Here is a 13,399-nt window from a genome sequence, read left to right on the forward strand (position 1 = left end):
CGCGCTCATCGCACTCATCGCCGCTGTTGGTGCGGGCGCTCGCCACCTCCCTGGCCATGCGTCGGGCGGGTGCCGCCCCCAGGCTGCTGACCCGCGGCTGGGCGCCCGCCTCCCGCCGGCCCCTGGCCTGGCGGCGGCCGCGACGGGCCGTCCGGCCGATAGGTGGGTGGTGGCCGATCAGCGGGAGGGCGTCCGCCGCTTCCCGGTCGCTGGCCGTGCGGCGGCCCGGGGTGCCCACCCGGCCGGTATCCCGGCGGCGGTGGCCGATGGCCACCCGCCCCGAAGCCTGGCGGCGGCGGACCGCCCGGCCGGTGTCCTGGCGGCCGATATTCCGGCGGCCGGTGGGGCGGCGGGCCACCCGGCCGGTAGCCGGGCGGTGGTCGATAGGCCGGCGGTGGCCGATGCACCCAGACCTGTCGCTGCCGATACCAGGGGCGGCCCACATAATGGGCATCCCAGTAGCGGGCCACGCTGAAGGCGACGATCCCGAGGCCGATCACCGTGCCGTAGGTGAGCACCGGCACGCGTGCTCCCTGATAGGGATAGACGAGGTTCCCGGCGTAGACCCAACCGCGGTTGGGTCCCGCGACGACATCGCACCAACGGAAATCGCTCAGACAACCGGCCACCGAGACCGAGAGGCCCCGTGGCAGTCTGGCGACCAGCGGAAAGTCCCGCGCCGGTCCGGCGCGCAGGTTGACGTCCTTGGCGGTGTAGGCCCACTGCGCGTACGCGCCGGCCGGCAGGCCCGCCAGGATCAGCAGCAACACCGCCCAGGCCTTCCAGTGCTTCATTTCCTGCCTCACTTTCTTGTGGCCCTGCCTTGGCCAGGATGGGCACGCGATCTGCCGCCCGCACCCTGCGGGCAGAGTGTAGCAGCGCAGCCCGCGGCGCGGGGCGAAGCTCCGCTCCGTGGCCGATGGCCGCCAGGCCGGGGTGACCCCGATGCCGGCCAGGGCCGCAAGGCGCGGCGCTACGATCACTGCGCGTCAGGCCGCCGGCCGGACGTTTCCGCTACCCCGGCACGCGCCGGAGTGGCTGGCCGATGTCGTCGAGACTGTCGAAGGATCGCGCCCGCCTAGTTTCTTGAAAAGCAGCACATCACCCCGGCGACTCGCCAAGGCACAGGCAAAACAATCGCCGAAGTTCAACCCGGCCGGATGGCGCCCTTTGCCGAAGCGTTGCCAGGCGTCGAAGGCGGTTTGCACCAATTCGGCGTCAGCGGGTTCGACCTGCACTTCGGCGGCGTCGAGCAGATCGCTCAACGCCTGCACACCCGGGTGGCCAAGCCGGGCCGAGATCACCATCATCGCCTCCAGCCAGTTGGGTGCGCAGATCACCGGCATTTCCGCGCCGGCGAGCGCGGCAGCCAACGCGTCGCCTTCCGGTTCACCCAGCAGGATGGCAACCAATGCCGAGCTGTCGACGACCATCGTCAGCGCGGCAGTCCGTCCGCTCCAAGCCCGAGGATCTCGGCCTCGGCGCGCTCATCGAGCACAGGCAGGCGAGCGGTGCGCGTGGCAATCGCGCGGATACGGACCAGCCGCAGGTCGGCGTCAGGCCGGCTGGCAGGAAGGCTCCGCAACGCATCGAGTTGAAGGATGACCTCCTGATTGAGCGAACGGCGGTGGGCCACCGCCTGTTCCTTCAACCACTGGTGCAGATCGGCAGGCACATCGCGTAAGGTGAGGTTGGGCATAAGTTTTTGAAGTGACGTCGCAATGACTGCATTTTAGGCTCAGTGAGCAGTGGCAGGCGAAACGCGGCTGCGCAGTCCTGCAAGCTTCGCGTCGTCAGTTAAGCTGACTGGCTGTGTGGCCGGGGCAAGCGGCATGACCGGGCTCTGGCTCCTGGCCTGCTCCTGCTGATTGGCCGCTTTTCGGCGGCAGATGGGGCAGATGCGCGCTGGAGGGCAGCAAGAGGCAAGGCTCCAGGCGGTCATGGGTCCAGAAACAGGTACTGACCGTCCGCTCTTGCGCGAGGGTTGTTGGTCTTAATCCCTTAGAAATCAGGGCTGGTTTTCTACTAACGTTTATACCTTCATCGTAAGAGATTGCGGGTCTTAATCCCTTAGAAATCAGGGCTGGTTTTCTACGCCTATCCGCACATCACCAACTTCACAAGTGAGTCTTAATCCCTTAGAAATCAGGGCTGGTTTTCTACTGAAAAATGGAAAACGTGGAACTGCGGACCAGCCTGTCTTAATCCCTTAGAAATCAGGGCTGGTTTTCTACTTGTTAGCAAATACGTAGCTTCTACCTTCGAGGTCTTAATCCCTTAGAAATCAGGGCTGGTTTTCTACCTTTCACGAAAAAAGTTAATGCCCCTACGGGCACGTCTTAATCCCTTAGAAATCAGGGCTGGTTTTCTACCGGACGGCACGCGCTGCGTTGACTGGGTAAAACACGTCTTAATCCCTTAGAAATCAGGGCTGGTTTTCTACTTGCAAGAGGTGCGCATCGCTTGCGATTAGTGCGTCTTAATCCCTTAGAAATCAGGGCTGGTTTTCTACACGTACCCTGGGCAACATTGCTTGACTTGAGTGGTCTTAATCCCTTAGAAATCAGGGCTGGTTTTCTACTTATCATAAACGCGCTTCGCTTCGCGCTCGCTCGGTCTTAATCCCTTAGAAATCAGGGCTGGTTTTCTACTCGTATCCCCGAGGCATAGGAATATCGAAGGTCTTAATCCCTTAGAAATCAGGGCTGGTTTTCTACCAAGTTTGCCGATCGGCAATTCGTCGCCCATGGTCTTAATCCCTTAGAAATCAGAGCTGGTTTTCTACGACCTTGGGAAGAAACCGCTCAAGGATACTGGGTCTTAATCCCTTAGAAATCAGGGCTGGTTTTCTACACCGTTGAATCCCGCGATGGCGGCTACATCGTCAGGTCTTAATCCCTTAGAAATCAGGGCTGGTTTTCTACTTGAGAGATTTCTCCCAAGGGTTCAATAACCGTCTTAATCCCTTAGAAATCAGGGCTGGTTTTCTACTGCCGATCGGCAATTCATCGCCAATGCAGCTAAGGTCTTAATCCCTTAGAAATCAGGGCTGGTTTTCTACCGTTGCGGCTATCAACGCAACGTTTTATGCCGATACGTCTTAATCCCTTAGAAATCAGGGCTGGTTTTCTACGAAGGCTGTCCTTAACATGGCTGATATGCAGCTGTCTTAATCCCTTAGAAATCAGGGCTGGTTTTCTACATTCACAGATGTCTACCTCGCCCAGCCGTACCGCGTCTTAATCCCTTAGAAATCAGGGCTGGTTTTCTACCAATCGAAGGCCAATGCCGCCGGCAAGTTTGCAGTCTTAATCCCTTAGAAATCAGGGCTGGTTTTCTACTTCTCCAGACTACGATAGCGGCTATCATGCGGCAGTCTTAATCCCTTAGAAATCAGGGCTGGTTTTCTACCAGAAGCGAATGGACAGGGCGGCTCGCACGCCATGGTCTTAATCCCTTAGAAATCAGGGCTGGTTTTCTACGCATGGCAGGAACCTATGTAGCTCAGTCAGGTGTCTTAATCCCTTAGAAATCAGGGCTGGTTTTCTACAGAACCCCTCGGTTAATCGAGTCCAGTTTTTGTTGTCTTAATCCCTTAGAAATCAGGGCTGGTTTTCTACGGCAAGAAGGGCGTTTCGTCAAGCCTGCGCGCGTCTTAATCCCTTAGAAATCAGGGCTGGTTTTCTACTTCAAGCCCCGTTTTAACACGCTGCGCAAGGCCAGTCTTAATCCCTTAGAAATCAGGGCTGGTTTTCTACATGTTGTGTATGATGCATTGGTTAAGCTGGGCAGTCTTAATCCCTTAGAAATCAGGGCTGGTTTTCTACTCGGACTATTACAAAGCTGTGCGAATATCCGCCGTCTTAATCCCTTAGAAATCAGGGCTGGTTTTCTACCTGCTGGCGGACTTCCCCAACGCAACCGAGGCGTCTTAATCCCTTAGAAATCAGGGCTGGTTTTCTACTTGGCTGGTCAGAAAGCGGTGGCGGCAGAAATCGTCTTAATCCCTTAGAAATCAGGGCTGGTTTTCTACATAGGGTAGTGACGGTCCGCCCCCGATCGAGCGTCTTAATCCCTTAGAAATCAGGGCTGGTTTTCTACCCGCTGCATCGGCGACATGGGAGCTGAGGACAGGTCTTAATCCCTTAGAAATCAGGGCTGGTTTTCTACGCAACGGCATAACGCACCGTTGCGGAATTTGATGTCTTAATCCCTTAGAAATCAGGGCTGGTTTTCTACCTACTTCTTGGGTAGGGCCCGCTAACGCAAAATGGGTCTTAATCCCTTAGAAATCAGGGCTGGTTTTCTACCCGAGGCCGGCGACATGGAGGCGGCTGAGTCGGTCTTAATCCCTTAGAAATCAGGGCTGGTTTTCTACGACCACGACTTGTGGCGCCGGCTGTGCGTCAAGGTCTTAATCCCTTAGAAATCAGGGCTGGTTTTCTACACCCCGACCGAATACAAGGCGGACGCTCATCAGCGTGTCTTAATCCCTTAGAAATCAGGGCTGGTTTTCTACCTAGGGCTAGCCGGCAAGTAGTCAGTGATCTGAGGGTCTTAATCCCTTAGAAATCAGGGCTGGTTTTCTACTTGACTCACCCACCACTGAAAGGAAACATCATGGTCTTAATCCCTTAGAAATCAGGGCTGGTTTTCTACCGCATCGTTCGCCATACCGGGAATGCAGTAGGCGTGTCTTAATCCCTTAGAAATCAGGGCTGGTTTTCTACAAACAGGATTCTGGTTTGCGAGCAGTTCCACGCGTCTTAATCCCTTAGAAATCAGGGCTGGTTTTCTACCATACCGGTCGCTTTACCGTCGAAAGTAAAGATGTCTTAATCCCTTAGAAATCAGGGCTGGTTTTCTACGTCAGCTAATGGCTTCGTAGGGTCGATCAATGCGTCTTAATCCCTTAGAAATCAGGGCTGGTTTTCTACGGTAGAACTTTTCAGGGCGAACAAAGCGGGCACGTCTTAATCCCTTAGAAATCAGGGCTGGTTTTCTACAGGTTGTGTTTTCTGGTCGCATCACAGATGCGAGTCTTAATCCCTTAGAAATCAGGGCTGGTTTTCTACCCCTAGGATCAGGAAAATGATCTTCAAGATTTCGTCTTAATCCCTTAGAAATCAGGGCTGGTTTTCTACTTTCGCGCGTCAGCACTAGACCGCTTGCCGAAGTCTTAATCCCTTAGAAATCAGGGCTGGTTTTCTACGAAAGAACCGCGAGAGCCTAAGACCAAGGCGCCGGTCTTAATCCCTTAGAAATCAGGGCTGGTTTTCTACCGGCAGAGCACTGTCCGGCAATCGAGCGCGCCACGTCTTAATCCCTTAGAAATCAGGGCTGGTTTTCTACGCAATTGCCGCTAAGAAAGCCGAACAGCAAGCGTCTTAATCCCTTAGAAATCAGGGCTGGTTTTCTACCTTCAACAGTTTTTGGTAGCCGCTCTCGTTACAAACGTCTTAATCCCTTAGAAATCAGGGCTGGTTTTCTACAACTTTGTTACAGATGACCTAGATGAACTCTATAATGTCTTAATCCCTTAGAAATCAGGGCTGGTTTTCTACAAGATGTTTTAAAATAGCAGTTGAGTTAGTTAGGTCTTAATCCCTTAGAAATCAGGGCTGGTTTTCTACCTTCAAGCAATTCATCAGTCGGAACAGGCAAAAAGTCTTAATCCCTTAGAAATCAGGGCTGGTTTTCTACTTCGGCAGAAGGAAGCACCGTCACAACGGTGTAGGTCTTAATCCCTTAGAAATCAGGGCTGGTTTTCTACCCCGTTCTGCGCGTACCAGGACGCCGCGAGGGAGTCTTAATCCCTTAGAAATCAGGGCTGGTTTTCTACCGCGAGGTCGGCGGGGTGAACGAGAACGTGAAGCTGTCTTAATCCCTTAGAAATCAGGGCTGGTTTTCTACCCCCGCGCGTTCGGTCCGTCACTCCAAAGACTCAGGTCTTAATCCCTTAGAAATCAGGGCTGGTTTTCTACCCCGAAGAATACAAAGGCGTTGAGCTTTTCCGCGTCTTAATCCCTTAGAAATCAGGGCTGGTTTTCTACCCAAGCTGCAGATCGAGTGCGGGCTCTACGCCATGTGTCTTAATCCCTTAGAAATCAGGGCTGGTTTTCTACGCCACAGACGCTAACGGTACTGTCTCGCATCTGGGTCTTAATCCCTTAGAAATCAGGGCTGGTTTTCTACGCCCGAAAGCGCAGCATCGAGATAATCGGAAACGTCTTAATCCCTTAGAAATCAGGGCTGGTTTTCTACAGGCATCGCCTTTTTCTCAAACAGGAAGGCCAGTCTTAATCCCTTAGAAATCAGGGCTGGTTTTCTACGGCTCGACGACCTGATACTGCAGGTCGAGGTGGTGTCTTAATCCCTTAGAAATCAGGGCTGGTTTTCTACCGCGAGCCGATGGTGAAGGTGATGCGGCTGGCCGTCTTAATCCCTTAGAAATCAGGGCTGGTTTTCTACGTCACTACGGTCGCTTTACCGTCGAATCCAGTAACGTCTTAATCCCTTAGAAATCAGGGCTGGTTTTCTACGGAAGCGGCCGCGGCAACGAAAGCTAATGGTTGGTCTTAATCCCTTAGAAATCAGGGCTGGTTTTCTACATGCGGGGAGGATTCAAGGAAAACCCGTATGTCTTAATCCCTTAGAAATCAGGGCTGGTTTTCTACGCAGCAACGAAAGCTAATGGCTTCGTCGGCGCGGTCTTAATCCCTTAGAAATCAGGGCTGGTTTTCTACGGCAGCCCGTAACCAGCATGACGCCAGAAGAATAGTCTTAATCCCTTAGAAATCAGGGCTGGTTTTCTACGAGATTGGGGTTCATTACCCCGCGTAAGCGCAGCATCGAGTCTTAATCCCTTAGAAATCAGGGCTGGTTTTCTACTAGAATGCTTGGGGAATGACTACCAATCAACGAGTCTTAATCCCTTAGAAATCAGGGCTGGTTTTCTACGGCGCGGGCATCACGGTCGCTTCACGGTCGAGTCTTAATCCCTTAGAAATCAGGGCTGGTTTTCTACATGATTTTCCAGATTGTTGGAGAACGCTCGTATCGTCTTAATCCCTTAGAAATCAGGGCTGGTTTTCTACTGCGGCGTGTCGCTTTGTTTCGTAAAATCAATAGGTTCGAGAGACGGATCTCCGTCGGACGCGAGGTTCGCTGAGCTGTCTACGAGATCGTAGCGTCCGAGACCGAACACGGTTTCCTTGCCGATGTGCAGCCATTCGCCGATTCGCAGCGCGGGCATGAAAGGGGTGAGCTCCCCCTCCAGTTGCCACGTGCCGATGGCTCCACCCAGTTGCATCGACTGTTGCTGGCGCGAAGAGCGGCGTGTCCAGTCCTGCCATTTCAGGTTCCTGGTGCCCAGAATGGTTTTCGCCAGGCGGACGAGCGCGGGGTAGTCCCAGTTCGGTGGGCCGGATGCGTGGCATTCCGCGATGAGGCTCGCGCGCCGTACTGCGGCCATCAGCAGGCGGTCTGCAGTCAGGCGCGCCGGTGGGACGGCGCGTCCGTTGTCCTGCAGGCGAAGTGGGGTCCGGAAGTGGAGGGTCAGGCGCTGGCACGCGAGCGCGCTGCAGTCGGGAGCGAGGACGCGATGATCCTCGAGACTCCCGTCGGGTGTGGCCAGAACCTTCTCGCGTGCTCCCGTGGGCAACATCCGCTCGATGGAGTCGAGTTCCGACTGTCCGTCGCCGGGGCCGAGGCCCCGACGGGCAGCCTGTCGCCAGGCCAGGGTTATCATCGGCAGCTCCTTCAGCGCCCGCCCGAAGAGAACGAGGTCGAAGTGCCAGGCCGTGCCGGCTTCGATGCGGCGAGCGCCCCAGTCGGCAGGTTCGATGACGTAGGGTGCGGGAGCCTGCGTCAGCCGTTGCAGGGCGTTGTCGACGGGTGGGGGGGCGAAGATCGATGGGTAAGGGCAGGTGGCGAGCAGCGGGCAGCCGGTACAGTCCTTCTGCCGGGTCATGCAGGCGATGCGGCGCAGTGCGTGCCCGAAGGCTCCGCGCAGCACGGAGCCCGACCATTCGGGAAACTGCACCGGCGTCAGGGCAATGAAGTGGTAGCGGTAACGGGCGACGGGTAGCATGGTCAACGCGTCATCCAGCCGATGATCTTGTCTTCAAGCTTGATCAGCTCCTGCGGGGGAACAATGGTGATTTGGTATTTTATTGCGCGTTGCCAGGCCTGGCTGTTTGGTTCGATACGCCGAGCGGTCAATAGCCATTTGGTGTCGAGCCGCCCGCCGACGTGCTTGCCCAAGGTCTCGAGCTTGTTGAGGATGTCCTGGCTTTTCCCTCGTTCAGAGACCTGCGCCCCACTCTTGCACTCAATGAGCAGCATGCGGTTGCGGTGGATGAACACCGCATCGAGTTCGTTGAGGGCATACTGGCCGGGGCGGGGGAGCGTCTGCGAGTCACAGCGATCGATCTTGAGATTGATCCCCCAGCGATCGACACGCAGGCGCTTGCCGCTTTCGCCCTCCTCGAGTTTTTTGCCGATCAGCCAGCACCATTCTTCGAGCCAGCCGCCTCCGAGGTAAATGCTCGCGGTTTCATTGGCGATCGCGAGGCGACTGCCGGTGGCGTTGAGCAATCCTTGCTCGACCATCAGATCAACCAGTTCCTTTTCGTCGCTCCGAGTGGGTTGCCCGACGAAGGCACGATCGAGCCGAGCGTCCCGGTAGCAGGATGCAGCGCTGTTGAGCAAACCGAGCAGGTTGGGGATGCGAGGTGCCAGTTCAACCAACGCGCGTGTCAGGTCGCCACGTTCCCGGATCCCCTCCGAGTCGGGAGTTTCCTCGCGCGATTGGTAGCCCTGCACGGCAAGATAGGGCCGAAGTTTAAGCAGATTGACCGGAAGTCTCTCCGCCGCCTGCCCGATGGGGTGAAAATAGTCGATACGATCATTTCCCGTATCGCAGTAGATGATCTCGGCGCATGGCCGGAAGGCCTGCAGGAAAGCGATGGTCATCAGCTTGTTGCCACCGGTGAGGTTGAGGATCAGGCGGGCCGCCGGAAATTCCGCCGCAATGTCGTCGGCGCACCGGCGCGCCCAGGCGAGGATCGTCGGCACGTCGTGGTCAGGGCAGCCCGGTCGGATTCGCACATGGTTCTCGGCAAGCCCCGCGACGCGAAATCCGTTTTGCAATCGCTTTGCGTTATCCCGCATGGCGTCGCTGGCAAGAATGAGGACTCGGTGGGCCTTGAGCGAGCGCGCGAGGGCGGGAATCAGGTTTGGCAGATTCTCCCCGCTGGCGAGCACGATATGCACATTGAGGGCGTCCGCCGGCCTTGCTCCAGCGCGCACGCTGCTGCGCTGGATATGGAATTCCTCGAGCCTGGCGTGGCAGGCGCGCATGTCTTCGGCGCTGAGTTCGACGCCGCGCAACCCTTCCGGAAGATCGAGGGTCAGGTGCCGGTAACGTCCGCCACGCTCGCAGATGCGCGCAGCGATCTGCGCCGGCAGGGTGCCGATCACCAGGTCGCCGGGTTGCACGCTTTCGGCATCAAAACTGCCGCTGACGACACTATCCAGGGGCAGGTGAGACTCTTGGCGTGCCCAGTCGACCGCTCCGCTGTGCCGGGTGACGAAAGTGGTGGTCATGAGGCGGTTTCCTCGGTGGGCAGGAGCGTGACGGCGTAGGACTCCAGCCTCGGGTGGCACGCGGCAAGCTGGTCGGCATCGAGCTCCCGGCCGCGTCCTGACGCGGAGATATCAAGCGACAGGTGGAGATAGCGCGCACCCTGCCGGCAAACCGCGGCTGCCAGATGAACGGGGAGCGTGCCGATGACGGTATCGCCGGGCTGCACCCCGGCCGGGTCGAGATGGGTGCAGTGGCAATCGAAGGCAAGCCCGGTGTGGTCCGCCCACTTCAGGGCGCCGGGGTGGCGAGTGATGAACCAGGTGGTCATGTTGTCCGATAACCAGGAGTGGGTCGTGGGTCCTCGCGCCGGCCGCCAGAAGGGTGCCTTCTGGCGGACCAGTCGGATGGTGACGCGGCTGCTGCGGACCGGGGTTTCATTGGTGTTCAGCCTTGCGCCTCTCCGCGCAAGGCGGCGAGCCCGAGCTTCTTGCGCAGTTCCTTCACTTCGATGGCAACGACTCTCGGGAGCCAATCCTCAATCGCTTTGGCGGCAGCCGTCCTTTCGGCGGCGTCCCACGCTGCGGCCTGGTCGACCAGCGCCCTGGCCTTCTGCTGGAAGACGGTATTCGGCTTGTCTTTGGCGCCGCGCAGTTGTTCGATACGCTTCGCGCAACCGTCGACGAAGGCTTCGATCTCGCGCATGGCCGGGGTCAGGCTGGCCTGTCGCAGCGCATGTTCGGCTGCCGCGGCAAGGCGGGCCTGCTCGGCCAGGCGGGTGGCCTCACGTTCGGCCCTCTGTCGTTCCGCGTGCTGCGCGGCGTCGGCCCGGGCCTGCGCGAAGCGGGCGCGGATGTCGTGCATGTTCGGGCGCGATGCGGCCTGCAGTTCGCACCAGTCGCGCAACTGCGACAAATCCCCTTGCGGCTCGACTTCGACCAGCGCCCATCCGAACGGGAGCAGGTGCCTGCGGTCCTCGGTATTCCGGCCGGCGAGCCAGACGGTCTTGGTATGGCTGTGGAACGATGCGCGTGACCTGCCATCCGGGCCTTTCCCTTCCATGATCTTGATCTGCGCGACGCCTTCGCCGGAAAGCGTCTTGCTCTCGGCGCCGCCGAAGCGACCGAGACGTACAAGGAGCACACGGCCAGTGTCGATCAGTGGCCGCAGATCTCCGGCCAACAGGTCTTCGATGCCTTTCTTCCACGCGGGGTCGAGGAAGCCGCGCTGATCGAGCATGCGGATCTCTGCACGCAGGCGCGGCAGGTGGTAGCGATTGCTGTCCCGGGCGATGCCGGCAAAGTCGGCAGGCCGCAGGCTGCCAACCGGCGTCGCTGTCGGCTCGCGATGTTCGCCGAGGTTGTGCAGCGCCAGGCTGCCGGTGAAGGCGCGGTACTGACCAGCAACGATGCATTCCTTGCGGCTGGCGATGCCGCGCGGCTGCCGCTCGTTGCCGTTCCGGTCGACTACCCGGTCTTTCTTGTGGTTCAGCGCATAAAGCACCTCCCGTGCGATTTCGCCGGCAGGCATCAGGTCGGCGGGTTTGACGAGGCGCAACGGGCTGGTGGCGAAGTCGCCCTGCAGCAGCCGCGATTCGATCCGGGCGCTGTCCCAGCTATTCGGCCCTCGACCACGTTCGCTCGACAGAGGCGGCCTGCCATCGTTCAGGTGGTCGAGCATCCCCGTGCGCAGTCCGCCCTTCAGGCTGCTGCCGGGAATGTAGGGTTGCCCGTTGCTCTGCGTCGCACGTTCGATCGACAGGTCGTTGAAGACCCGATTGCCGTTGGCTTCGCGGTTGGCGACGTTGCCGACCCGCTTTTCGTAGTCCGCCGCCAGTCCGGGGGCAACCGGGATCAGCACGTCGGCGTGCGGCAGGAAGTGCTGCCGATGGTCGCGGAAGAAGCGCTGGATACCGAGCAGGTCGGCCTGCTCGCCGAGTTCGCCGAGACGCCTGGCGAGTGGTTCGGGAAGGCGGGCGCGGCTGGGGTCGAAAGCGAACAGTGTGTTGTCTTCGATGAGGTAATTGGTCGGTTCAAAATCCTCGCCGCAGCCGATGTGGATTGGCGAGAGGGGCGTCAGTGCGAGGCGCATGGTCTGCAGGAAGTTCATGGTCGGCGGACTCCGCTGGCCGGCAGGCGAATCCCCAGAACCGGGGCGTAGCCCTGGTGCACGGTTTCCGGCATGGCGTCGGAGACGCCGGCCAGTCCCTGGCCAATGCAGGCCTGCCGAGTGAGGTCCTGCAGCGGGGAAAAGACGGCGCCGCCACACGCCAGCAGGACCGGCCGCTTGAACGGGTTGCCACTGTGAACGGCGATGTCGCCGTGACGGCCGAAGCGGGTAAGCGGCTGATAATAGCTGCGTTCCCGGCAGAAGCCCAGTCCCTGCGGCGCCGTCGGGCCAAGTGTGAGCCAGGCGTCGCCCTGCGTGTGGTGCAGGCCGGCGAGTGGCTCGATGTCTGCGTCCTGGTCGAGTGCGAACTTGCCGAGACCGATGCTGGCATCGCGCCCGTACCCGGTCTCGCCGATGGCGGCCAGCGCGTCGTGCAGTTCGGTCAGCGTCAAACGGCTTTCGTCCAGTGCGACGTAGAGCTGAAAGCGCATCGCCGGGGCAAACCACTGCTGCGACTGGGTGTATGGCGCAAACGCACCGGTGCCCGTGGTACCCGTCTGGCGGTTGATGCTGTTGTGCGGCTGCGCGCGCTCGGTCTGTGGTCTGGTGTCGACGCCCGTGATGGCTTGCGCGGCTTCGGCATCGCTGCGCGCGAGTCGCTGCCATTCCGGAAGGGGCTCGCCGACACCCGCGAGGGGCAGCCAGCGTTTCTTCTTAAGAATCTTGGCCTGATCGGCGCGCTTCTCCGTGGCACCGTTCCAGAAGGTGGAGGGCAGGCTGGGCAGCGGCAGATGGCCGAAAGGCAACGGGTCGGAAACGACGGCGAAGGGCCGGCCCGCGGTGTAACCCTCGAGCAGCTCGTTCAGCCTTGGATTGCCGTGCCGATGGCGCAGCGTCCAGCAGAGCTGGCCGAAGAGGGTGTCTCCGGCCAGCGGGGTGCCAAAGGCGGTGCGTGGTTGCAGGGTAAGGCGACAGGTCTTCATGGGTTCGGGAATGCCTGGACCTGGTCAAAACGCGGCTGCCCGTCCTGGCCATCGATGCGTAGCTGGGCGAAACGTACCTTGCCGTAGCCGCGCGAACCGGAACCGCCGAGGCTGTCGAATTCGATCAGTTTGAGGCCCTGGAGCACGGTCTCCAGGAGATCGTCGCCATCGCCGGCGAGGCGCTTGATCGACAGCCGGAAGTCGAAACTGGCTCCGGACGGGACGCGCTCGGTGTTGCGCGGGTGTTCGGCCACGCCGGAGATCCGGTTGATCCGGTTCTCGCTTTTCACTTCCGTCAGCAACCGATGATTGTCGCGAACCTGTTTCTCCCACTGCGGACAGAGGGCGCAATCCCAGAAAGCAAGCCGCGAGGGACCGATTTCGGCAGCGAAGGCCGGGTCGTCCTTGAATTCGCCGCCCCCCGTGCCAAAGAGTTGCAGGATGCGCCTGATTTCGCCCTGCACGCTGCCACGAGCATCGTCGTGGGCGCGCTTGTCGAGCGGTCCCTGTTGGACTGCGCCGCTCCTCCATTCCAGCAGGCTGCGCATCTTCCCCTTGATGCTCGAACCTGGAATGTAGGGCGACTGGGTGATCGGGTGCTTGACTACGGTGTTGTCGACGCCGCCGATCTGCATTTCCGCGTCGCCCGCGCCAATGCGCAGGCCGGTGAGCAGTTCGAGCTTGGCTTCAATGGTGGTGATCGCGGTCAGTTGTGGCATGG

General features: G+C 59.2%; 8 protein-coding genes, 1 pseudogene and 1 CRISPR repeat array. All 9 genes and pseudogenes read right to left on the reverse strand.

The features are described from left to right. Nucleotides 1-14: 14 nt before the first annotated feature. Entirely contained in the window at nt 15-794 is a 780-nt protein-coding gene (locus tag AC15MQ_RS12530; protein WP_483080292.1) for an SH3 domain-containing protein, read from the reverse strand. 195 nt (nt 795-989) lie between these two features. Beyond that, nucleotides 990-1,433: a type II toxin-antitoxin system VapC family toxin gene (locus AC15MQ_RS12535; protein ID WP_483080293.1), complete on the reverse strand. Its 444-nt coding sequence runs from the start codon at nt 1,431-1,433 to the stop codon at nt 990-992. Between the two features lie 2 nt (nt 1,434-1,435). Next, on the reverse strand, nt 1,436-1,699 hold the full coding sequence (locus AC15MQ_RS12540) for a FitA-like ribbon-helix-helix domain-containing protein (RefSeq protein WP_483080294.1): 264 nt from the start codon (nt 1,697-1,699) through the stop codon (nt 1,436-1,438). Between the two features lie 291 nt (nt 1,700-1,990). Further along, nucleotides 1,991-7,097: direct repeats of the CRISPR family, unit length 36 nt; unit sequence GTCTTAATCCCTTAGAAATCAGGGCTGGTTTTCTAC. A 101-nt stretch (nt 7,098-7,198) separates the two neighbouring features. Then, nucleotides 7,199-8,092: pseudogene (cas6, locus tag AC15MQ_RS12545) on the reverse strand (CRISPR system precrRNA processing endoribonuclease RAMP protein Cas6); the annotation flags it as partial. 2 nt (nt 8,093-8,094) lie between these two features. Beyond that, a complete protein-coding gene (gene csx16 / locus AC15MQ_RS12550) occupies nt 8,095-9,609 on the reverse strand; it encodes a CRISPR-associated protein Csx16 (RefSeq protein ID WP_483080295.1) in 1,515 nt (504 codons plus the stop codon). Further along, entirely contained in the window at nt 9,606-9,917 is a 312-nt protein-coding gene (gene csx16, locus AC15MQ_RS12555) for a CRISPR-associated protein Csx16 (protein ID WP_287666165.1), read from the reverse strand. Before csx16 (AC15MQ_RS12555) ends, csx16 (AC15MQ_RS12550) begins: the two co-directional genes overlap by 4 nt. 116 nt (nt 9,918-10,033) lie before the next feature. After that, the gene (csm5, locus tag AC15MQ_RS12560; RefSeq protein ID WP_287666164.1) at nt 10,034-11,695 is read right to left on the reverse strand and encodes a type III-A CRISPR-associated RAMP protein Csm5; all 1,662 of its coding nucleotides are present in this window, start codon (nt 11,693-11,695) and stop codon (nt 10,034-10,036) included. Then, nucleotides 11,692-12,678, reverse strand: coding sequence for a type III-A CRISPR-associated RAMP protein Csm4 (csm4, locus tag AC15MQ_RS12565; protein ID WP_483080296.1), 987 nt, complete (start codon nt 12,676-12,678; stop codon nt 11,692-11,694). Before csm4 ends, csm5 begins: the two co-directional genes overlap by 4 nt. After that, nucleotides 12,675-13,397, reverse strand: coding sequence for a type III-A CRISPR-associated RAMP protein Csm3 (gene csm3 / locus AC15MQ_RS12570; protein WP_332337033.1), 723 nt, complete (start codon nt 13,395-13,397; stop codon nt 12,675-12,677). Before csm3 ends, csm4 begins: the two co-directional genes overlap by 4 nt. Between the last annotated feature and the right edge of the window lie 2 nt (nt 13,398-13,399).

The organism is Candidatus Accumulibacter propinquus (assembly GCF_056856495.1).